Raw genomic sequence first — 24,487 nt, 5'->3', positions numbered from 1 at the left:
CGAGATGGCATTATTGTTGCGAGAAGATTTTAAAGAATTTAATAATGGCTGGAAATACATCAAGGGAGATATAGCGAATGATGCTTATCTCCCTAATTTTGATGACAGCGGATTTAGAACAGTTTCACTTCCACATACAACACGATATGTAACTGATGATGATTTTGCAGCATACGAAGGTGTGAGTTATTATAGAAAACATGTATTTATACCTGATGAGGCATCTGATTACAGAATAATACTAAGATTTGATGCTATAATGCAAAGCTCAAAGATATATGTTAATGGCAGGTTTGTTAAGGAACATCTTGGTGGATATATGGGAGTTGCAATGGATATTACAGAATATGTAATTGCAGGGGAAGATAATCTTATAGCTGTAAAGGCTGATAGCAGAGGAAAAGCTGAATTTGCACCAACAGCGAATAAAGGAATAGATTTTCAGTTTCATGGTGGAATATATAGAAAAGCACACTTATATGCACTTAATGATATACATATATCAGAACCACTTATGCAGACAGAACCAGATATGGGTGGCGTCATAGTAAAGACTTCTGTGAATGACGAAGGTGCAGTTGTTAATGTAAGAACATATCTTAATTGTAATGATGAACCAGATGAGATTAATGTTGTGACATCATTATATGATGCACAGGGTGAACTTGTAGCAGAAGCTGATAGTATGTGTTATGAAGTATATGATAATATGGTGATTGAAGATGAACTTGAAGTTGACGAACCGGTGCTTTGGAGTACTAAGAATCCATATATGTATCTTCTTGAGACAAAAGTAATACTTGACGGAGAAATAGTTGATTATCAGGTTAATTATATAGGAATAAGGACAATAAGTTGGGAGAAAAAGGGATTTTTCCTTAATGGAGAGAGAATAGAACTTAATGGTGTTAATTATCATCAGGATATGTTTGCTATTGGTAATGCAGAGGAAGAAGATGATATATTAAGAGATCTTAAACTTATAAAAGAAGCTGGATTTAATTTTATAAGATGCGCTCATTATCCACATAATCCTATATTTTATAATTATTGTGATGCACTAGGTATTCTTGTAATGGATTCAATAACAGGATGGCAGGTATTTGTTGATACTGAAGAATTTGAAGAGAATACGCTTAATGAGTTAAGACAGATGATGAGAAGAGACAGAAATCATCCATCAATTGTCCTGTGGGAGACAAGTATTAATGAAGCTGGATTCTCAGATGAATGGGGACAGAAAGCACATGAAGCAGCACATGAGGAGATAGAAGGTATATATACATGTGCATGGAAACATGGTGATAGTGAGGATGCTTATCCTGATGTATTCTTATGTGCAGCACAACATGGAGCAAAGATAAGATGGAATGAGACTAAGCGTCCAATAATAATAAGTGAATATGGAGATTGGAACTTTGGAGGAACAGAGTCTACAAGCAGAGTTTCACGAGAAGAAAGTGACGAAAGACTTCTTGGACAGTGTGATAATCTTGCAGAATCGCTTTCAGATAATCGAAGACAATTTGAAAATGGTGAGATCTGTGGATATTGTTATTGGGATTTTGCTGATTATTCACCATTTAGCAGTGAAAAGGCAGTTATAAAATGTGGAATTGTTGACATGGAAAGACTTCCAAAACATTCATTTTATCTATATAAGAGTCAAAGTGAAGAACCGGTTATATATATTGCTAACAAAGGGCAGAAAGATTCGCCATCAGAAGTTGTAGTATATTCTAACTGTGATGAGGTCGAACTAATTGTTAATGGCAGATCTTATGGAAAGAAAAAGCCTGAAAAGACAGGATATAACCGCAATGCAAGAGAAGAAGCCGGCATTGTATATGACAAGGAGAGAGTTATAGATTATTCATATCTGAAGCATCCTCCATTTGTATTTAACATATCAGAATCTGGAGATAAAGTGATTAATGCGATTGGTTATATTAATGGCGAAGAGACACTTAGTGCTACATGTGATGCGATATCAGATATAGATAGACTTGTTATGTTCTCAGATTCGTTAGAATATGATGAGAATAATATTCCTATATTTACAGCTGACAGACAGAGAATGTTAATAAGGGTATATGCAGTTAATAAGTCAGGGCTTATTGTAAAAAAATATAATGCCAATGCAAGTGTTCATGTTCAGGGTAATGTAATAGCAGAAGATAAGGTTATGAATATGTATGGTAATGTTATGAAAACTGTGAAAATAAGAGATGGTATAGGTTCTTTTTATGTAACACGTAAGAATAATGGCTATGAATATGGTAAAATTCAGGTTACAAGTGGAGAATGTGAGAGTACGATACTTGATTTTATGGTTGAAGGGATAGCTAACATTGATATGTATCCTGAAGATTTTTATGAAAATGATGATGCACAGGTTGGAAAAGCATCTGATATAGCAAGAGAAAAGAGTGCCGAGAGTTCATCATATACAGAAGGATATCCTTGTGAGAATGGTAATAATGGCAATCCTGGTGTATGGTGGATGGCAGCAGATGAAGATGATGAACCTTGGTGGATGACAGATACAGGATTTGAATATAATGTAGAATCAATTAATATTGTATGGAGTGACGAGGCAGTACATCAGTATGTTATCGAGATTGCATCTGAGAATGATATGGAATATAGACCACTTGTTGACAGATGGAATAATGAGAAAGCAGAAGTTAATACTAATGATGAATGTCATGGTCGTGGAAGATATGTGAGAATAAGAGTAAGACGTAATGGAGTACCTGTTAAGTTTAATATGTTCTCTGTATATGGCAAATAATAGATACAGGTGGTAGATTGAATATATGAATGAAAATGAATATCTTGAGTATATTATTAAGAAATTGTCAGAAGCTATAGAAGCTTCTGACAGCAGGATTATTGAGAATACTAAAGAGATTAGCAAAATGCATGATTATTATTGGGAGAATTATAATGAGTTCGATGAATTTGGTTATGAAGATTTTGCTAACAGACAGATGCTTGAAACAGAAGTTAATCTTAAAGCAGATGAGATGCTTAAGAATAGAAGATATAAGAAGATGATCAAATCTCCTTATTTTGGAAGAATTGATTTTATATATGATGGGGAAGATGAAGCTGAAAGTTTTTACATCGGAATAGGTAATTTTCAGCTTAAGAATGGAAGTGCACCTCTTATATATGATTGGAGAGCACCAATATCAAGTCTTTTTTATGATTATGATAAAGGTCCGGCTTCTTTTACAGCTCCAGTTGGCATAATTGACGGTGAGATAGTTAAAAAATGTCAATATAAGATAAAAGATGGCAAGATGATATTCTCATTTGAAAGTGATATTAAGATTGATGATGATATTTTGAAAAGAGAACTTTCTTTTAATGCTGATGCAAGGTTAAAAAGTATAGTTGGTACTATTCAAAAAGAGCAAAATCAGATTATCAGAAATGAATCAGACCGAATTCTTGTAGTTCAGGGTGGTGCAGGTTCTGGTAAGACATCAATAGCACTTCATAGGATTGCATATCTGTTATATCATCATCGTAATGATATGAAAGCTGCGAATATACTTATTTTCTCACCTAATGGAGTATTTGCCGATTATATATCACACATTCTTCCGGAACTTGGTGAAGAGAATATTCTTGAGATGAATTTTGATACTTATGTATATAAGGAATTGAAGAAATATACATCGATTGAAGCTGAAGATAAATATGATGGTATTGAGAGAATATTATCAATAGATAATGCAGATGATGCCAAAGAATATGAAGAACGAATTAACAGAATGCAGAGTAAGAATGCAGTAAAAGATATCTGTGGATTCGTGATTGAAGCAGAATATGATCTTGTGAAGATTAGAGATCTGAAGTATAAGAAGATAGCAAAAACTGCTGACGAGATAGCGACTCTTTTCTATGAAAAATTCCCGGATATACCTGTGCTTGCAAGAATGGATACGATAGCATCATATATATGTGATGAAGAATCAACACTTCGTGGTAAGGATATGGAAGAATTCGAAGAAGAGATAGTAAAAGACAGATTAAAGAGAATGTATAGGACTACAAATCTGTTGGAGTTGTATAATGAATATCTTGTATCATGTGATGAAGTTCCACTCGAAAGAGATATAAAATATATTCCTTATGAACATGTATATCCAATGCTATATCTAAGATATGCACTTATGGGAGCAGGACGTGGACGTAACATGAAGCATATAATTATTGATGAGATGCAGGATTATTCTTATATGCAATATGATCTTATTAAGAAGATATTCGGTGATTGTCCAATGACTATTCTTGGAGATAGAGAACAGACTATGGCGAGTATGTGCGAGAACGTTACCGGATATATAAGAGAGATATTTGGTAAGAAGAGTAAAATAGTAGAGATGAAGAAGAGTTATCGACAGACTATAGAGATAGCTTCTTTTGCAGGTAAGTTAATAAAATCAGATAATGAATACTTCGAGAGACATGGAGAAGAAGTTGGATTATATGAATGTATTAATGAGACAGAACTTATTGATAATATGGTTGAGAATATTAATAAGCAGAGCGAGTTTGATACAATAGCAATATTATGTCTTACAATAAAAGATGCTTTGTATCTATATGAACAGTTGAAGACAAGAATGGATGTATCTATTATAGATAAAGAAAGTGAGAACTTTACTACAGGAGTTGTTATCACGACATTTTATATAGCAAAAGGACTTGAGTTTGATGCGGTTCATGTATATGATACATCGGATAAGAGATATTATAGTGACTTCCACAAACAGATATTATATATAGAATCTACAAGGGCACTTCATAGCCTGAAGCTGTATTCAGATGGTAATATGACAGAATTTGTGAAGTAAAATAAGATAATATAGAGTGATAAAGTATACTAATATAATCTTAGATACCTATATATGAGTTTGGCGTAAGTATATTATAGAAAAAATAGAAGCGATAAATAAAAGTTGAATAAAAGATAAACAAAAGATAAATAAAAAACTGAATAAAAGATAAATAAAAGGAAAAGTCTATGAGTCGTGTAATGCACATAGACTTTTCCTTTTGTATAATATGATATGTATGTTGATTGTTATATTATATCTGACAGTTACTAAGGTAAAATCTCAATAATAATATTAGATATTATAGTCAGATAACTTATATCACTTTCAGACCATTTTCGTTTACGGTTAAATACATCGAATGAAACGAGGTATTTGATATCTTCATCAAGCAGGTTATATATCTCTACAAAACCATTTATATTATTAGCAGTAAAGAATTTATATTGTGCTTTACACTTAAATTCAAAGCTGTGTATATTATTAGAAGCAAGCATGCGGTTATCATCAAATAATAACAGATATTCATTAACATCATTATAGTCAAAAGAAGATAATGGATTAGAATATTCACCTGATTCATAGATAACACTATCTGAATGTTTGCTATATATACGTATTCCATCAATATCGAGATATTTTCTAATCATATCAAGTGAATGTGGAATAAAAGCAGTTCCATTTTTGATCAGACTACATGAGATATCTGATATGATCTGTACTTTTTTATCATTTTTAATAACATTCTTAAGTAAAAGAATATCATCAGCAGATTCGGATTCACCATGTTTGGCTTCATCATATATAATAAAGCGGTTTTTACCTTTGGCTTTTGCAATATATAATGCACGATCAGCTTTTTTGAATAATGGTTCGTAAGAAGTTCCATAATCAGGTGCTTTGGCTATACCAAAGGAAACTGTTACATTAAAATTCTTATCAGAACCTGCATAAAGCCATAAAAAATGTTTTGCCATCGTCTTTAAAAGCCTTCTAAGATCTATCTCAGATTCAATATTCTCAAATACTATGAAGAACTCATCTCCACCAAAACGTCCGGCAACACCACGTGAAGACAGGACACTTCTTATTATCTCTGAAACTTTGCATATAACTTCGTCACCGAACATATGTCCATAAGTATCATTGATTGTCTTAAAATCATCAATATCCATGATCGCAATATAAGTCGAAGAATTAGGATATTGATTAAGTCTGTTAATGGTATATTCTCTTATGGCTTTTTTATTAAAAAGACCGGTAGCAGGATCTCTTGCAGCTTCTGATAGGTAATATGCCTGTGAAGTGTGTGTAGAATCATTATCATCAACAAGTAAAAGTCCTACTGATAGATGCTTTACGTCATTAGCATAAGTTGCACCACCAATCATACCGACAAGTTTGCCAGGATATACACTAAGAGGTATTCCGGTTAACGATACATTAAAAGTATCAGTTCCATTTTCTATATTATGTTTAAAACGATACAAGCTGTCACGATCTTCTTTGGAGATATTATTATTACCGGCAAAAGATTCGATAAAAGAATCAAGTGTATCGTGAATTAACATGTGACTTTTTTCATTAAAATATGTATAAATCTTAATATCACCAGTTGCAAATGCATATTCATAAAAAAGATTTCGTGATAATGACAAGAACTTACGATATTTTTTTAAATTAAGCAATTGTTTGGAATATTTGGAATTAATTGATATGATATCACTAAGTTCTAAATCAATAGATTTGAAATCACTAAGTATTTTGCCATTATAGTACATCTTAAGATACATATATCTGTATATATTATCAGCACCTCGTATTCTTAAGAGAAGATGCTGTTCTCCTTCATTAAGTCTAGTAAGTGAGTCAAAAAAATCTGAAACATCGTCCTTATGAACGAGCTCGTTGAAAGGATAACAGGAGTTAGAACCGAGAAATTTGTAAAAAAATTCATCGGCAGTAGCAATAAAATATTCATTTTTCAAAGATGCCTTTCCCCAATAGAGAAATTCACTAGAGTCAGGGGCATTGTATTGCGTTATATTCATAAGAACCACCTTTCAAATAATTGAGCCTAAGGCACATAGTAACATTTTAACATATTTTCTAAAAAATACAATATTAAAAAAACAATTTTTGTGATATTTTCACTTGTTTGAATTAATCAGTTAAATTAGATTATGTTTAAAAGCACAACTTAGGTCCAAAGGGGTAGATTTTTTGCGTAAAAAGTATTATAATCAAATAATTAATGTTATTATGGAAGACATTTGCATTTAGGAAAGGACGTGTCACAACACTATGGAAAAAATATTAGATCTTATATCTAAAGAGATTACGGATGCCTTCATAGCATGTGGTTATGATGCAAAGTATGGAAAAGTTACAATATCTAACAGACCGGATCTTTGTGAATATCAGTGTAATGGAAGTATGGCGGCTGCTAAGGAATATAAAAAAGCTCCGTTTATGATAGCAGACGAGATAGTAGAAAAGTTAAAGGATAATCCGGTATTTGAGCAGATTGAAAGCGTAAAACCTGGATTTATCAATATCAAATTAAGTAATGAATTTTTGGGCAGATATATAAGTGATATGAATAATGATGCCAGATTTGGCGTTAAAGAACCCGAAAAAGTAAAGACAATAGTAATTGATTATGGTGGACCAAATGTTGCAAAACCACTTCATGTAGGTCATCTTCGTTCAGCTGTTATAGGTGAAAGTGTTAAGAGAATCTGTCGCTTTGCAGGTCATAAAGTAATTGGTGATGTACATCTTGGCGACTGGGGACTTCAGATGGGTCTTATTATAACAGAACTTAAATATAGAAAACCTGAACTTGTATATTTTGATGATACTTATACAGGTGAATATCCAAAGGAAGCTCCATTTACAATCTCAGAACTTGAAGAGATATATCCTGCAGCAAGTGCAAAGTCAAAAGTTGATGAAGCATTTAAAGAGGAAGCAAAAGAAGCAACACATCTTCTTCAGCAGGGTAATAGAGGTTATACAGCATTATGGAATCATATACTTAATGTATCAGTAAGTGATCTTAGGAAGAATTATGATAATCTTAATGTTGAATTCGATTTATGGAAAAAAGAAAGTGATGCACAGCCATACGTTCCAGATATGGTAGAATATTTTAAGAAGAATAACTATGCATATATAAGTGAAGGTGCACTTGTAGTTGATGTAAAAGAAGATACAGATACTAAAGAGATACCACCTTGTATTGTATTAAAATCAGATGGTTCTTCATTATATCAGACAACAGATCTTGCAACTATTGTTGAGAGAATGAAGTTATTCAATCCTGATCATATAATATATCTTGCAGATAAGAGACAGGAGATGCATTTTGTACAGGTATTTAGATGCGCTAAGAAGACAGGTCTTGTATATGATGATACAAAGCTTACATTCATAGGATTTGGAACAATGAATGGTAAAGATGGCAAACCATTTAAGACTCGTGAAGGTGGTGTAATGCGTCTTGAGTATCTTATAAAAGAGATTAATGATGCTGTATATGAGAAGATTATGCAAAATCGTGAGATGTCAGAAGAAGAAGCAAGACAGATAGCTAAGACTGTAGGACTTTCAGCATTAAAATATGGAGATCTTTCTAATCAGGCTGCAAAAGATTATATATTTGATACAGACAGATTTACATCTTTTGAAGGAAATACAGGACCATATATTTTGTATACAATAGTTAGAATTAAATCAATTCTTACTAAATATGCAGAGCTTGGTAATGATATAAGTGATGCTCATGTAATAAGAACACCTGAAACAGAAAGCGAGAAGTCATTAATGTTACAGCTTTCAAAATTTAATGATGTTATTGAACAGGCATATGAAGAGACAGCACCACATAAGATCTGTCAGTTCATATATGATTTATCTAATGCATTTAATCATTTTTACCATGAGACAAAGATTATTGCAGAGACAGATACTGATAAGCAGAAAGGTTATATTGCACTTATATCATTTACAAAAGATATACTTGAAAAATGTATAGATTTACTTGGATTTTCAGCACCTGAACGTATGTAGAAGACAGGAGGAATATGTATGCCATTTATTAATTCAAAAGTAAGTATAACTATTACAGATGAGAAAAAAGAAATTATAAAGTCAAAGCTTGGTAAGATCATTGAACTTATACCGGGTAAATCACAAGAGTGGCTTATGGTAGGATTTGAAGATAATTATTCACTTTATTTTAAAGGAACTAATGATAGACCGGCAGCTTTTATAGAAGTTAAGATATTTGGCAATGCAAGTGAAGCTTCATATAATAAGCTCACAGAAGCTATTTGTAATCTGTTTTATGAAGAATTGCAGATTCCAAAAGATAGAATCTATGTAAAATATGAAGAAGTATATAACTGGGGATATAATGGGAGCAATTTTTAATATCATGAAGAGAATAATAATATTGAGTCTTATTTCTATCATGATGCTTTTATGTATATCTTGTGGAAAAAAAGATACAGCTTTTGAAGAAACTTCAAAAGCTGTATTAACAGTAGAAGAAACAACAAAAGAGACACAGACACAGGCACAGACAGAAGCGAAGATAGAAGTAACAACAGAAATACAGTCAGAAACAATGACAGAAGAAGAGACAGTATCTGTGAGCGAGGAAGAGACAGCTGAAGCAACACAAGAAGAGACAGCTATACAGGAACAGGCACAGACATATACAGAACCTTATGTTCAGACAGTTACTGGCTCTGGCAGAATAGTAGCAATAGATGCCGGACATCAGCTTCATGGAAATAGTGAGCAAGAACCAATAGGACCTGGAGCAGCTGAGACAAAAGCTAAAGTGGCACAGGGAACTACCGGTGTAAGTACAGGTGTTCCTGAGTATGAACTTACATTAAATGTATCGCTTAAACTTAGAGATGAGCTTGTAGCAAGAGGATATCAGGTTGTAATGATAAGAGAGAGTAATGATGTTAATCTAAGCAATAAAGAGCGAGCAGATATTGCCGGTCAAAGCGGAGCTCAGATATTCGTAAGGATACATGCGAATGGTTCATCTAATCAGTCTGTTAGTGGAGCATTGACATTATCACCATCACAGTCCAATCCTTATGTATCATATCTATATGATAATAGCTATTCGCTTAGCCAAAGTATAGTTAATAACCTATGTGCAGCGACAGGAGCAGCTAATAGAGGAGTTACATTGTCAGATACAATGAGTGGAATTAATTGGTGTACTATTCCAGTATCGATTGTAGAGATGGGCTTTATGAGTAATCCAAATGAAGATGAGCTGATGGAGGATGAGAATTATCAATATACTATGGCAAGTGGTATAGCAAATGGGATAGATGAGTATTTTGCATCACATTAGAATGGGAGATGACATTATGAAGAAGAAAAGTGTAGTTACACTTGTATGGAGAACTATATATCCTATTCTTATATATTTAACTATAACAATAATAGTGCAGATTATAATATATAACATCTTTGCATATCAGATATCTTCAGCTAATCCTGGAATAACAAGTGATATGCTTACTGATATGCTTGACAGCAAAGTAACAAAAAGTGCAATGATGATAAATGTTATAGCAGGAGTTATAATAATACCGGTTCTTAGTATTATATTAAAACAGGACAAGAAAAGTAGAGAAGAGAAGAGTGTAATAGTAAAAAAGGAAGAGTATATATATCCTTTTCTTGCAGGTATATTCATGTGTTTAGGATGTAACTGGCTTATAGATATGAGCGGAATCATTAATATATTTACAGGATTTAATGAAGTTGCAGATAGCCTATATGGAGGAAGTATTATATTTGAATTTATAGCAATGGTTATAATAGCGCCATTGCTTGAAGAGATTTTGTTCAGAGGAATAATATTTGCAAGACTTAGAGAATATATGTCTGTTAAGGTTGCGATAGTAATATCAGCACTTATATTTGGAATTATTCATGGCAATGTTGTTCAGGGAATGTATGCTTTTATAATAGGAATATGTCTTGCATATATATATGAACGATATAATACGCTTCTTGCAGCAGTGCTATTTCACATGTCAGCGAATCTTATGTCTGTAATAATGACAGAGTGCGAACCTGTTGTACGTTTTATATCAAAAGCACTTGTATACAATATCATAGGCGTTGTCTGTCTTGTAATGGGAATAATAATGCTAATATCTATTAATAGACATATAGCTAAGGATGTTAGCAGGGAGGAAAAATAATTATGTATGATACAATTATAGTTGGAAGCGGATGCGCAGGAGCAACAGTAGCAAGAAAATTTGCTGATGCAGGTAAAAAAGTTCTTGTGCTTGAAAGACGTGGGCATATAGCTGGCAACTGTTATGATGAAAAAGATAAAATAGGAGTTATGATACACAGATATGGGCCACATATTTTCCATACCAACAATAAGGAAGTAGTAGATTTTCTTTCAAGATTTACCAAATGGCATAAATATGAGCATGAAGTACTTGCAAGAGTCAATGGCGAATATATACCGGTGCCATTTAATCTTAATACATTATATATGGTATATGATGAGAAAAGAGCGGCAGAGATAGAAAAAAAACTTATAGATACTTATGGTGAAGGCAATAAAGTACCAATTATGAAACTTCGTGAAAATAATGACGCAGATATAAGAGAAGTTGCAGAATATGTATATAATAATATTTTCTTAAAATATACAATGAAACAGTGGGGTCAGACTCCAAGTGAAGTTGACCAGTCTGTTACAGCGAGAGTACCTGTTGTTATATCATATGATAATAGATATTTTCATGATACTTATCAGATGATGCCGGAAGATGGTTTTACAGCTATGTTTAAGAATATGCTTGATTCAGATAATATAGAAGTGAGACTTAATACTGATGCAAAAGAGATTCTGCAGATAAAAGATAATAAGATATACTTTGAAGGACAGGAATATACAGGTCAGGTATTCTATACAGGTCAGACAGATGAACTGTTTGACTATGAGTATGGACATCTTCCATATCGTTCTCTTAATTTTGAGTTTGAATCATATGATAATATGGAATACTATCAGCCTAAGGCAGTTATCAATTATACTGTTGATGAAGATTATACCAGAATAACAGAATTCAAGCATCTTCTAGGACAAAGACTTGATGGAACAACAATAATAAAAGAATATTCTGTACCATACGAAGGTAAGAAAGAACAGATACCTTATTATTCTATTATTAATGAGGAAAATCTTAATAAATACAGAATGTATAAGGAAAGAGCAGATAAGATTACAAATCTTCATCTAGTAGGAAGACTTGCAGAATATAAATACTATAATATAGATGCCATAATAGCAAGAGCATTAGAGGTATCTGACAGAGTAATGTAAGCGGGAGGTATTATTATGAAAATTTTATCAGTAGCTATACCATGTTATAATTCGCAGGATTATATGCGTAATTGTGTAGAATCACTGCTTGTTGGTGGCGATGATGTAGAGATAATAATAGTAAATGACGGATCTAAAGATAGTACAGCTGAGATAGCTAATGAATATGCATTAAGATATCCTAATATAGTTAAAGCTGTGCATCAGGAAAATGGTGGCCATGGAGAGGCTGTTAATACAGGTCTTAAGAATTCAACAGGTGTATTCTTCAAAGTTGTAGATAGTGATGACTGGGTTAACAAAGAAGCATATCTAAAGATTTTAAAGAAACTTAAAGAGATTATTGAGAGTGGAAAGAATCTTGATATGCTTATAGCAAACTATGTATATGAAAAAGTTGGTGCAAAACATAAAAAAGTTATAGCATATCATAATGTATTACCGGTTGAACAGTTTTTTACATGGGAGGATATTGGACACTTTAGAGTAGATCAATATATTCTTATGCATTCAGTAATATACAGAACTGAGCTTCTTAAAACTTGTGGATTCGAACTACCAAAGCATACATTTTATGTAGATAATATATTTGTATTCCAGCCACTTCCTTTTGTAAAAGATATGTATTATATGGATGTTAATTTTTACAGATATTTTATAGGAAGAGAAGATCAGTCTGTTAATGAGAAAGTTATGATAAGTAGAATAGATCAGCAGATCAGAGTAACTAAGATAATGATAGATTACTTTGATTATAAAAAAGTAACATCTAAAAAGTGTTCTAAGTATATGGTGAGATATTTAGACATTATGATGACAGTATCGTCTATTATGCTTATTCTATCTGGAACTGATGAGAATTATGAGAAGAAAAAAGAATTATGGCGTTATCTTAAGTCTTCAAATCGCAAGTTATATCATCATCTTAGATGGACAATACTTGGTAATTCGATGAATCTTCCGGGAAAAGGCGGAAGAAAGGTATCAGAAATAGGATACAAGATATCACAGAAATTCATAGGATTTAACTAAAAAATATAGAAAAGCTGATTGTAAGAAATGAAAATTTGTTAATAAATTATTTATTCTTGCAATCAGTTTTTTTTAATGTTATCATATCTACATACCAATATATGAATTATTGTTTCAAAATGTGGAACATATAAAAGAATGGAAGGTGCAGGATATGATATTAGATTTATTCAAATTAAACGGAAAAACAGCTGTAGTTACTGGAGCTAATACAGGACTTGGACAGGGAATGTGTGTAGCATTAGCAGAAGCAGGAGCCAATGTTGTAGGTGTAGCAAGACGTGAATGCAGCGAGACAAAGACATTAGTTGAAAAAGCCGGTGGTAAGTTCTATGAAGTAATTGCCGACCTTTCCAATCTTTCAAAAATTGATGAGATAATTACAAAGTCAGTTGAAGCATTTGGTTCAGTTGATATTCTTGTTAATAATGCTGGTGTTATTAAGAGACAGGATGCCATTGAATTCTCATTAGAGAATTGGGATGTTGTGATGGATACCAATCTGAAGACTGTATTTTTCTTAAGCCAGGCGGCAGCAAAACAGATGATTAAGCAAGGCAACGGCGGTAAGATTATTAACGTAGCATCAATGTTGTCATATCAGGGAGGAATAAGAGTTCCAGCATATACAGCAAGTAAGAGTGGTATACTTGGACTTACAAGAGCACTTGCAAATGAATGGGCAAAATATAATATTAATATCAATGCAATAGCTCCTGGATATATGGCAACTAATAATACAAAACAGCTTAGAGATGATGCTGACAGAAGTGAAGAGATATTAGACAGAATTCCTCAGGGAAGATGGGGAACAAAAGAAGATATGCAGGGTGCAATAGTATATCTTAGCTCAAAAGCTTCTGACTATGTTAATGGCTTCACATTAGCAGTAGATGGCGGATGGCTTGCAAGATAGTATAATAATTTGTGATAAATTATTATAAGTTATGATAAATGCAATATATATGTAGATAGAATGATGCAATATGCTATTCTATTTGCGTTAGATATATATGACTAAAATGGTAAATATGTACTCTTTAAGATTCGTATTTACTATAACTGAAAGAGATGGGTATAACAGATATCCAGACTCATTTGGTAAAATCTAAAAACTTCCTTACGCATAACAAAAAGTCTGCTATAATAACAGACTTTTTGTTATAATTTGTTATATTACCTATTCAGCAATTTGTTCAGATACTTTTTGTCTGTTCTTATAGAAAAAAGGGCAAAAAGTTAAATGATACATAATAAAAGCAAGTATACATGCTGCACATACATCAATAATAGAATGTTGTTTTAAGAACATTGTTGACATACATATAAGTATACATATTATAAGAGATATGATCTTTATATATATCTTATTCTCAAATGATTTGGCACGAGATACAGCAATATGTACACCAATGGAGTTATATACATGAATACTAGGGCATACATTAGTTGGTGTATCTGTTATATAAAGTCCTTTTACAAGTTTTACAAATATGTTATCTCGTGCAAAAGTCTGTGGTCTTAATGCAAGTCCATTAGGAAAAATAGTGCATATAAGAAGACAGATACTCATTCCTATACATAGGAAACTTGCCATTTTGATAAATTCGTCTTTTGATTTAAAGAAAAAATAAATACATGCTACAGCTACATAGCCAAACCATATATAATATGGGATGATGAAGTATTCGCAAAAAGGAATAAGATCATCAAGTGGTGAATGTATTACATAAAAGTCAGTTGTTACTGTTTTTTCAAGATATACAAACCATGGTAAATAAAGGAACAGGTAAAGTGCAAATAAACTGTGGTTATATTTTTTTAAAAACTCCTTCATAATTATACCTCACTCTCTTTGATGAAAAAAATTATAACATAATAATCATTTTTCATCAACTAACTTAAGAATTCTTTAAACAAAACGTAAAAAATGTTAATAAATGAAAAAAATATCGCATTTACAGAAGAACTAAAGTATAATATAATCGATAAAGAAACAACAGATAGTACATTACTTTGACAGATGTATGCTTTAGATATGGAAGAACGTTGACAACGTCCTACTGTATTAAAAATGTAGGGATAGCTTATGACAAACGAAAGGATTTTATTATGAAGAAAAGGAGATTATTTTGCATGTTAGCATTACCATTAATGTTATCAGCATGTAAAAAGGAAGTAAGTAATGTAATAGCAACTGAGGAGACATCAGAAGATTCTAATATCATAATTGATGATTCAGAGAGGGTTATTCCCGGAGAAGCACTCAATGAAGAACAGAGTATGCTTGACGTAACAGAACTTATTAAGAATGATGAAAATTATAAAGAGACAATGGATAGTGAAGAGATAATAGATGTTGAATTCTATGATACAACATCAGTTGTTATAGTATCGCAGGATAAAAAGAATGCGACAGTGAGTGCAAGGCTTTATAATCCATTAGAAGGCAAGATAACAGCTAATGTATCTTTTACAGCTAAGAAGAATAGTGAATTTGATATAAATGTTGCAATTACAGGTGGTAAAGTATATCTTGAAGATTATATTAATAAGACATTCTATGTAATTGCTGAAGATAGCAGAGAGCCACAAGTATATGATTATTCAGATGTTGATTATTCATGCAAGCTTAATATGAGCGATGGTAATGGTTTCTATTATATTAAGAATGGTGATAATGATATATATGCTTATGGTTTTGAATCAGGAACAAGTACAATGGAATATGAACTTGATGATGAGATAGAATCACCAGCCTTATATGGACTTACCGAAGATAATACAACAGTATTGTTTGAGTATACAACTAAAGCAGGTATACCATATTATGGATTTATTGATATGCATGCATTAACAGAGAATTATATACAAAAAGATATGTATGCACTTAAAATATGTGGCAACGACTATCTTGTAGTCAGAGATAAGGATAAACCGTATGTTAATCTATATTCCAAGACAAAACCAAGAGAATATGTGACATTTGCACTTGATGATACAAAAGAACTAGATAATATTACTTCTGATACAACCGGTCAATATCTATATTCGTATGTTCAAAATGGTGAAGAAGGAAAAGGAATGTTAAGACTTTATGATAAAGAAGCAGCAATACTGTTTAATGAGATTGAACTTGAAAAAGATATTTTTGATAATATTAAGAATGTAAGTATCTCTAATGAAGAACAGATGGCAGTTATAGAATATAATGATAATGGTGAGAGCAGGATTCTTATATGGAATATAGCGATTCCTGCAGATGTCATTGATATGAATGGTTCTAACTATTTTAGTAGTTCTGTTAACAATGAATTATAAATTTATAAAAAAAATTTGAAAAAGTGGTTGACATAATTAAAGAAACATAATATAATAATCAAGCAGGTCAGCGATGACTTGCTAATGGGATCATAGCTCAGCTGGGAGAGCACCTGCCTTACAAGCAGGGGGTCATAGGTTCGAGCCCTATTGGTCCCATTTATATGGCGAGATAGCTCAGTTGGCTAGAGCACACGGTTCATACCCGTGGTGTCGTGGGTTCAAATCCCTCTCTCGCTACTTTATTTTAAGTCTGCATTTATGCAGACTTTTTTTGCGTTATAAATTAGTGGCACTGAATAGAAAAGATGTTATAATGTATAATAAAATAATGATGAAAAGAGGTTGTGAAGATGCGAATAGGAATGGGATATGATGTACATCGACTTACAAAAGACAGAGATTTTATTATGGGAGGAGTTAAGATTCCTTATGAATATGGACTCTTAGGGCACTCAGATGCAGATGTTGTAGTTCATGCAATTATGGATGCACTGCTTGGAGCGGCGGCACTTGGAGATATAGGTAAGCATTTTCCAGATACAGATCCTAAGTATGAAGGAATATCAAGTATAGAATTGTTAAAACATGTTGGACAGCTTTTACTTGACAATTTGTATTTTATAGGAAATATAGATGCGACAATAATTGCACAGCGACCTAAGATGGCACCATATATTGATGATATGCGTAAGAATATAGCTGATGCACTTAATATTCCGGTTAATAAAGTAAGTGTAAAAGCAACGACAGAAGAAAAACTTGGTTTTACCGGAGATGGAAGTGGAATAAAAGCAGAAGCTATATGTCTTTTGGAAGAAGTTGCTAATTATGGTTATGGTGATGTTATGCAAAGTAGCGGATGTGCAGGCTGTGCAGGATGCAAAGGATGCACAAACAAAGCAGAATAAGTTATAAAATATTTATCATTTTTTAGTTGACAAAAAATATTTTTTTGAATAGACTATAGTAGATTGATAAGAAAAGGCTGTAAAAAGAGAGAGTAGTATCATCTGATATAGCAGAGAGAGATTGTCACCGGCTGAAAGCAATCTTTATTAGGATAATATGAAGTGCATCTTGGAGCTGGCATCGGGAAGTTGTAGTATCGTTGCACGTATTGGTAGCGTTATATACCATTGAGAAAGTCTTATTGTGATATGATTAAAAAAAGACTGATATAAGTCAGATTTAGAATATCATATATAGAACAGTAATGGCTTTGAAATAGAGTGGAACCACGTTTATTATTCGTCTCTTGCGTATGCAGGAGGCGTTTTTTTATAGGAGGGCTTGCTATGGGCATAATTAAGTATGTAAAAGAAGAGATACAGATAATAAGGGAGAGAGATCCGGCTATAAAATCTAATATGGAAGTTTTTCTATACCCTTGTTTTAAAGCATTGTTAAGTTACAGAATTGCCCATAAACTATATAAGAATGGTCACTTCTTTTTAGCAAGATATATCTCGCAAAAAAGTGCAAGAAAAACAGGCATTGAGATACATCCTGGTGCTACAATAGGTAAGGGACTGTTCATAGATCATGGTCATGGAGTTGTTATTGGAGAGACAGCTATACTTGGTGATAATATAACTTTGTATCAGGGAGTTACACTTGGTGGTAATGGTAAAGAGCAAGGAAAGAGACATCCTACAATAGAAGATAATGTTATGATAAGTGCAGGTGCAAAAGTACTTGGATCTTTTACTATTGGTGAGAATTCCAAGATAGGTGCAGGTTCTGTTGTATTAAAATCAATCCCTGCTAATTCAACTGTAGTAGGCGTACCAGGAAGAGTTGTAAAAAGAGATAATATGCGTCTGCCAAGAACAGATCTTGATCAGGTACATCTGCCAGATCCTGTAATGAATGATATAAGAATTCTTAAAATAGAGAATGAAGTATTAAGGGAAAGACTCGCTGAATTAGAGTTAAAGATAAACAAGGAGGAACAATATGAAGATTTATAATACTCTTACAAAGAAAAAAGAGGAATTTGTGCCAATTGAAGATGGAAAGGTAAGAATGTATGTATGTGGACCTACAGTTTACAACTACATTCATATCGGTAATGCAAGACCGATGATAGTATTCGATACAGTAAGAAGATACTTTGAACACAAAGGATATGAAGTTAATTATGTATCCAATTTTACAGATGTTGATGACAAGATTATAAAAAAAGCAATAGAAGAAGGAACTGATACAGATACTATATCTAAGAGATATATAGCAGAATGTAAGAAAGATATGGCAGGAATGAATATAAAGCCGGCTACAAAACATCCACTTGCGACAGAAGAGATACAGGGAATGATAGATATGATAAGCACACTTATTGAAAAAGGTTATGCTTATAATAGTAATGGTACTGTATATTTTAGAACTAGAAAATTTGAAGGATATGGAAAACTTTCAAAGAAGAATATAGATGAACTTGAAGCAGGAAAGAGAATTGCGGTAGAAGAACAAAAAGAAGATCCTATGGATTTTGTATTATGGAAACCAAAGAAAGACGGAGAACCATTCTGGGAATCACCATGGAGTGAAGGAAGACCGGGATGGCATATTGAATGTTCTGTTATGAGCAAAAAATATCTTGGAGATAGCATTGATATTCATGCTGGTGGAGAAGATCTTATATTCCCACATCATGAGAATGAGATAGCTCAGAGTGAAGCAGCTAATGGAGTACAATTTGCAAAATATTGGATGCATAATGCATTTTTAAATATTGATAATAAGAAGATGTCAAAGTCAGCAGGTAATTTCTTCACAGTAAGAGATATAAGTGAGAAAGTAGATCTTATGGTATTAAGATTTTTTATGCTTAGCGCACATTATCGTAATCCGGTTAATTTTAGTGAAGAGCTTGTTGATGCTGCTAAAAATGGACTTGATAGAATCACAACAGCAGTAGATACACTTACACATATGCTTAAAAAAGATGGAAGAGACGAAAAACTTACAGATGATGAAGCAAAACTTTTAGAGGAATATAAAGCCATTACAACTAGATTTGATGAGGCTATGGATGACGATTTTAATACAGCAGATGCTATTACAGCAATATTTGATATGGTAAAATTCGCTAATTCTAATGCTGATGAGAATAGTAGTGTGGCATTCCTTGATGCATTAAAGAATCAGATCATCGAATATATGGATATTCTTGGAATAAAAGTTGAAAAAGAAGAAGAGATTCTTGATGCAGATATAGAAAAACTTATTGAAGAAAGACAGAATGCAAGAAAAGAAAAGAACTTTGCACGTGCTGATGAGATAAGAGATCTTCTTGCTGAGAAAGGAATTGTGCTTCTTGACACAAGAGAAGGTGTAAGATGGAAAAGAAATTAGAGAGTGATTTATCACAATTGTTCAAAGAAAAACTTAACCTTAAAGATATAGATATAAGGACATATTCACCTCTTACATTGGCATATATTGGTGATAGTATCTATGATCTTATTATACGAACGATGATAGTTAATCATGCCAATATGCCGGTTAACAAATTGCACAGAAAAGCATCATCGCTTGTTAATGCAAAAGCACAAGCTGATATAATACATGCGATTATGGATGAATTATCAGAAGAAGAACTAGGTGTATACAAAAGAGGGAGAAATGCCAAATCATATACATCGGCTAAGAATGCTACAATAACAGATTATAGGACAGCTACCGGATTTGAAGCATTATGTGGATATCTATATCTTTTAAATAGATATGAAAGATTATTTGAGTTAGTAAGAATTGGTCTTATAAAAATAGGAGAAATACAAGAATGAGATATGAAGAATTGACAATTGAAGGAAGAAATGCTGTTATAGAGGCATTTAGAGCAGGTAAGACAATTGATAAACTTTTTGTGTTAGATGGTTGTCAGGACGGACCTGTGAGAACTATAATAAGAGAAGCTAAGAAGCATGATACAATAATTAATTTTGTTACAAAAGAGCGACTTGATCAGATATCAACAACAGGCGGTAAGCATCAGGGCGTTATTGCGTATGCAGCAGCTTATGAATATGCAACAGTAGAAGACATTCTCAATATAGCAAAAGAAAAGAATGAACCACCATTTATATTCATACTTGACAATATAGAAGATCCACATAATCTTGGTGCAATGATAAGAACAGCCAATCAGGCAGGTGCACATGGCGTAATTATTCCTAAGCGTAGAGCAGTAGGATTAACAGCAACCGTAGCAAGAACAAGTGCAGGAGCACTTAATTATACAGCAGTAGCAAAAGTTACTAACATTGCAACAACTATTGAAGAACTCAAAAAAGAGGGTATGTGGTTTGTATGTGCTGATATGGACGGTGAAGTTATGTATAACCTTGACCTTAGAGGACCGATAGGACTTGTAATTGGAAGTGAAGGTGAAGGTGTTGGAAGACTTGTAAAAGAAAAGTGCGATATGGTAGCAAGCATACCAATGAAAGGCGATATAGATTCACTTAATGCGTCTGTAGCATGTGGAGTACTCGCTTATGAGATAGTACGTCAGAGAATGCAGAAGTAGAATTATTAAATGAGTTAACATAAAGCATGCAAAATACACTATTATAAAGTATTATAGAGTATGTAAAATACGATCTTATAGAGTATTATAAAGCATGCAAAATACACTATTATAAAGTATTATAGAATATGTAAAATACGATCTTATAGAGTATTATAAAGTATGCAAAATACGCTCTTATAGAGTATTATAGAGTATGCAAAATACGCTCTTATAGAGTATTATAAAGCATGCAAAATATACTATTATATAGTTGACAAAAAAATAGAAAATATGGTACAATAACTAATTGTGAGAGGTCTTAAGACCTCTTACGTGCTGATGTAGCTCAGTGGTAGAGCACTTCATTGGTAATGAAGAGGTCAGGAGTCCGATTCTCCCCATCAGCTTTACAAATAGATTAATAAGAGACTGTCAAAGGCGACAAGAATAAGGGCAATTGTGTGAGGCAAGTATGTCTTTATTTTTTGCGTAAACAGATATTAATCGATTTACATAGATGTATGAAATGTAAAAAATATGAATAAAAAATTAAAAATGGAACTTTTTTACTAAGAGCTTAATTTTGTTAGGCTCTTTTTTACTATCACTTAATTTTATTAAAGTAAAGTTATAAAATGGTAAATAAAATTAAGTAATACAATCAAAAAAAGCAAGAAAAAACTGTAAAAACTTCATCAAGATAGTGAGGTATTAAAAAAAACAGTTGACACATTAAAGCGAAGAAGATATTATAATACTCACATGAGATGTGATTGTATACAATCATACGATAATCCAGTAGCATATAGACGTGATAAATCAAACTTGGATGAGTATACTGGAAAAATATAAAGAGGAGGTCGTCAATATGACAAAGAAAAAATTATTAGCTTTAACATTGTCAGCATCAATGGTTCTTTCATTAGCTGCATGTGGTGACAAGAAGACTAACACAAATTCATCAGAAAGCACTGGTGAAGGAACAAAAACAGAGGAGAGCTCATCATCAGCATCAGCTGCAGGTGGACAGATTATCATTGGTAATACAACAGAATTATCAGGTGACTGGTCACCATATTGGTCAAATAATGCAGCAGATTATGATATTTGGAATTTTATTCAGGGTTCAGCAACAGTTGAAATGGATGCAGAAGGTGAATATCATTGGAATGATACAGTACTTGCTGAAGAACCAACATCAGAGAAGAACGATGACGGTTCAAAGACAGTAACATTTAAGATTAAAGACGGTTTAACATTTAATAATGGTGATGAAATCACAGCAGCTAACTATGTTGCATCAGTTCTTTTATTCAGTTCAAAATTATTAGTAGATAACGGAGCATCAACTACTACATACGGATATAACTTTGAAGGATGGAAAGATTACAACACAGGTGCAAGTGAAGTATTCACAGGTGTTCGTTTAATTGATGATAATACATTCTCAATTCAGGTATCAGCTGATTTTCAGCCATACTACTATGAACAGGCTCAGGTATCAACAGCACCAACAAGCCTTGATTTCTGGTTAGGTGAAGGTGTTGAAGTAAAAGATGATGGAGAAGGTGCTTATATCTCAATTCCTGATTCACTTACAGAAGATACAATCGCAGCAAATCTTGATACAGCAAGACATACAGCAGATCAGGTATCAGCTGGTCCTTACAACTTAAAATCATACGATGAAGCTTCAAAGACAGCTACATTAGAGATTAATGATAAATATCCTGGTAACTACGAAGGACAGAAACCTTCAATCGAAACTTTAGTCTACAAGAAAGTAGAAACAGCTACAGCTCTTGATGAATTAAAGACAGGTTCAGTTGATTTACTTTCAGAGATGTCATCAGGTGATGAGATTAATGCAGGTCTTGACCTTGTAGAACAGGGTGGATTCGCATACAATTCATATGAACGTAACGGATATGGCCAGTTAGTATTCTCTTGTGACTTTGGACCAACACAGTTCGTAAAAGTACGTCAGGCAATTGCACACTTACTTGATAGAAATGAATTCTGTAAGACATTCACAGGTGGATATGGTTCAGTTGTTAATGGTATGTATGGTACAGGTATGTGGCAGTATAAGGATTTAGCTGATAAGCTTGATACAGAACTTGATACATATTCATACAGCCTTGATGAAGCAGTTAAATTACTTGAAGAAGACGGATGGGTATATGATGCAAGTGGTAATGCATATACAGAAGGCGTTCGTTATAAAAAATTAGATGATGGTACATTAATGCCACTTGAACTTGAATGGTTATCATCAGAAGCTAACCCAGTATCAGAATTACTTGTAACAGAATTACAGAACAATCCTGATGTTGCTAAAGCAGGTATCAAGATTAACCAGACAGTAGTTACATTCTCAGAATTACTTAACTATTACTACAGAAGTTCAGATGATGCTAAATATACAGTTCCTACATATCATTTGTTCAACATGGCTACAGGATTTATACCAATCTTCGACCCAGCTACAGAGTTTACAACAGATGAAGATATGATTGCACAGGGATACAATACTAACTATATCAGAGATGAAGAGCTTGATAAACTTGCTAAAGCAATCGCTTTAACAGACCCATCAGATAAAGAAGGATACTTAGATAACTTCTTAGCATTCCAGAAGAAATGGAACGAATTATTACCTAACCTTCCATTATATTCAAATGAATATCATGACTTCTTTAATGATAAATTAAAGAACTACAATGCTAATGCAATTTGGGATGTAACAAGTGCAATAATCTACGCAACAGTTGAAGAATAATAATTAAACAATCCTCTTAATTGAACAGGACCGGCTGTCAGTTTGGCAGCCGGTTTTTTTGAAAAATATCATTAAAATAGCAAAAAAGCTATCGGTTAGCTAATAAGAAAATAATATAAGAAAGTGATATAGCAAAATCCAGCTTAGTGATAATTACTTTTTCGCACCACATTCTTAAATATGTGAAGCAATAATATACAGAATTAAGTGTATATTCAGTAAAAAATATTTATGAAAAAACATGAATAAAAATTAAATCATGAAATATACAGGAAAACTCCTACAAGTACTGTATAGATATAAAAACAGCCTATTAGCAGGAAACGTTAAAAAAATCTTTTTTCAGAATTGTATATAAATATGCAAAAAAGAAAAAATATCCAAAATGCGTTAAAAAAATCTTGCCAAAAGGGCTGTTTTTTTGGTAAAATAATATGTATCACATAATAAAATTAAGCATAGTAATGATGTAGTAACACTACAGTAGATGAAAGTGTTGAAATGCTAAATAATTAATGTGATATGTGGGAATTGTTAGGCAAATATTTAAAAAAATGTAAAAATTACCTTACTTTTAAAATGAA

At 32.7% G+C, this 24,487-nt stretch carries 18 protein-coding genes, 3 tRNA genes and 1 other annotated feature; of the genes, 19 read left to right on the top strand and 2 right to left on the bottom strand.

Translation table 11 applies throughout. The annotated features are described in order from the left end of the window. Nucleotides 1–4 precede the first annotated feature (4 nt). Together KQI85_RS01510 and KQI85_RS01505 are read left to right on the top strand one after the other, a co-directional pair. Nucleotides 5–2,794, top strand: coding sequence for a glycoside hydrolase family 2 TIM barrel-domain containing protein (locus KQI85_RS01510; RefSeq protein ID WP_216574321.1), 2,790 nt, complete (start codon nt 5–7; stop codon nt 2,792–2,794). A 25-nt stretch (nt 2,795–2,819) separates the two neighbouring features. Next, nucleotides 2,820–4,871, top strand: a complete 2,052-nt coding sequence (locus KQI85_RS01505; protein WP_216574320.1) for a UvrD-helicase domain-containing protein — start codon at nt 2,820–2,822, stop codon at nt 4,869–4,871. Between the two features lie 251 nt (nt 4,872–5,122). Here KQI85_RS01505 and KQI85_RS01500 read toward each other — a convergent pair whose 3' ends face one another. Further along, entirely contained in the window at nt 5,123–6,904 is a 1,782-nt protein-coding gene (locus KQI85_RS01500; protein WP_216574319.1) for a GGDEF domain-containing protein, read from the bottom strand. 253 nt (nt 6,905–7,157) lie between these two features. Here KQI85_RS01500 and argS point away from each other — a divergent pair, with 253 nt between their 5' ends. The 7 genes from argS to kduD all read left to right on the top strand — a co-directional run bounded on the left by argS (nt 7,158) and on the right by kduD (nt 14,197). After that, nucleotides 7,158–8,927 carry an arginine--tRNA ligase gene (argS, locus tag KQI85_RS01495; protein ID WP_216574318.1) on the top strand — a complete coding sequence of 590 codons (1,770 nt, stop codon included), beginning with the start codon at nt 7,158–7,160 and terminating at the stop codon, nt 8,925–8,927. 18 nt (nt 8,928–8,945) lie between these two features. Further along, nucleotides 8,946–9,290 (top strand): phenylpyruvate tautomerase MIF-related protein, encoded by a 345-nt coding sequence (locus KQI85_RS01490; RefSeq protein WP_216574317.1) that lies wholly within the window; start codon nt 8,946–8,948, stop codon nt 9,288–9,290. Between the two features lie 4 nt (nt 9,291–9,294). Then, nucleotides 9,295–10,242 carry an N-acetylmuramoyl-L-alanine amidase gene (locus KQI85_RS01485; protein ID WP_253293707.1) on the top strand — a complete coding sequence of 316 codons (948 nt, stop codon included), beginning with the start codon at nt 9,295–9,297 and terminating at the stop codon, nt 10,240–10,242. A gap of 16 nt (nt 10,243–10,258) precedes the next feature. Next, nucleotides 10,259–11,104 (top strand): CPBP family intramembrane glutamic endopeptidase, encoded by an 846-nt coding sequence (locus tag KQI85_RS01480; protein ID WP_216574314.1) that lies wholly within the window; start codon nt 10,259–10,261, stop codon nt 11,102–11,104. Between the two features lie 2 nt (nt 11,105–11,106). Beyond that, nucleotides 11,107–12,249: a UDP-galactopyranose mutase gene (gene glf / locus KQI85_RS01475; protein WP_216574313.1), complete on the top strand. Its 1,143-nt coding sequence runs from the start codon at nt 11,107–11,109 to the stop codon at nt 12,247–12,249. A 15-nt stretch (nt 12,250–12,264) separates the two neighbouring features. Next, complete coding sequence (locus KQI85_RS01470; RefSeq protein ID WP_216574312.1) at nt 12,265–13,281, top strand: glycosyltransferase family 2 protein; 1,017 nt, start codon at nt 12,265–12,267, stop codon at nt 13,279–13,281. A 154-nt stretch (nt 13,282–13,435) separates the two neighbouring features. Next, the gene (gene kduD / locus KQI85_RS01465; protein ID WP_216574311.1) at nt 13,436–14,197 is read left to right on the top strand and encodes a 2-dehydro-3-deoxy-D-gluconate 5-dehydrogenase KduD; all 762 of its coding nucleotides are present in this window, start codon (nt 13,436–13,438) and stop codon (nt 14,195–14,197) included. A gap of 264 nt (nt 14,198–14,461) precedes the next feature. Here the strand turns inward: kduD and KQI85_RS01460 are convergent, their stop codons facing one another. Further along, complete coding sequence (locus KQI85_RS01460) at nt 14,462–15,118, bottom strand: phosphatase PAP2 family protein (protein ID WP_216574309.1); 657 nt, start codon at nt 15,116–15,118, stop codon at nt 14,462–14,464. Between the two features lie 299 nt (nt 15,119–15,417). Here KQI85_RS01460 and KQI85_RS01455 point away from each other — a divergent pair, with 299 nt between their 5' ends. The 10 genes from KQI85_RS01455 (at nt 15,418) to KQI85_RS01410 (ending at nt 23,903) form a co-directional block, all read left to right on the top strand. After that, a complete protein-coding gene (locus tag KQI85_RS01455) occupies nt 15,418–16,602 on the top strand; it encodes a hypothetical protein (RefSeq protein WP_216574308.1) in 1,185 nt (394 codons plus the stop codon). Nucleotides 16,603–16,688: 86 nt separating this feature from the next. Continuing rightward, a tRNA-Val gene (locus KQI85_RS01450) sits at nt 16,689–16,761 on the top strand. A 7-nt stretch (nt 16,762–16,768) separates the two neighbouring features. Beyond that, a tRNA-Met gene (locus KQI85_RS01445) sits at nt 16,769–16,842 on the top strand. Between the two features lie 113 nt (nt 16,843–16,955). Further along, nucleotides 16,956–17,513, top strand: coding sequence for a 2-C-methyl-D-erythritol 2,4-cyclodiphosphate synthase (gene ispF, locus KQI85_RS01440; RefSeq protein WP_216574306.1), 558 nt, complete (start codon nt 16,956–16,958; stop codon nt 17,511–17,513). Nucleotides 17,514–17,583: 70 nt separating this feature from the next. Next, nucleotides 17,584–17,864 (top strand) — a binding site (T-box leader). Nucleotides 17,865–17,900: 36 nt separating this feature from the next. Then, complete coding sequence (gene epsC, locus KQI85_RS01435; RefSeq protein ID WP_216574304.1) at nt 17,901–18,575, top strand: serine O-acetyltransferase EpsC; 675 nt, start codon at nt 17,901–17,903, stop codon at nt 18,573–18,575. Next, entirely contained in the window at nt 18,562–19,962 is a 1,401-nt protein-coding gene (gene cysS / locus KQI85_RS01430; RefSeq protein WP_216574303.1) for a cysteine--tRNA ligase, read from the top strand. The genes epsC and cysS overlap by 14 nt, the downstream gene beginning before the upstream one ends. Next, entirely contained in the window at nt 19,947–20,396 is a 450-nt protein-coding gene (locus tag KQI85_RS01425) for a Mini-ribonuclease 3 (RefSeq protein WP_216574301.1), read from the top strand. The genes cysS and KQI85_RS01425 overlap by 16 nt, the downstream gene beginning before the upstream one ends. Next, the gene (rlmB, locus tag KQI85_RS01420; protein WP_216574299.1) at nt 20,393–21,139 is read left to right on the top strand and encodes a 23S rRNA (guanosine(2251)-2'-O)-methyltransferase RlmB; all 747 of its coding nucleotides are present in this window, start codon (nt 20,393–20,395) and stop codon (nt 21,137–21,139) included. The genes KQI85_RS01425 and rlmB overlap by 4 nt, the downstream gene beginning before the upstream one ends. Before the next feature lie 317 nt (nt 21,140–21,456). Then, a tRNA-Thr gene (locus tag KQI85_RS01415) sits at nt 21,457–21,528 on the top strand. A 461-nt stretch (nt 21,529–21,989) separates the two neighbouring features. Continuing rightward, entirely contained in the window at nt 21,990–23,903 is a 1,914-nt protein-coding gene (locus KQI85_RS01410) for an ABC transporter substrate-binding protein (RefSeq protein ID WP_216574297.1), read from the top strand. The last annotated feature ends 584 nt before the right edge of the window (nt 23,904–24,487 follow it).

It is taken from the genome of Falcatimonas sp. MSJ-15, assembly GCF_018918265.1.
Taxonomy (GTDB): Bacteria; Bacillota; Clostridia; order Lachnospirales; family Lachnospiraceae; genus Falcatimonas.
The sequence above is the reverse complement of the archived record's forward strand: the minus strand, read 5'-3'. Positions and strand labels throughout refer to the sequence as shown.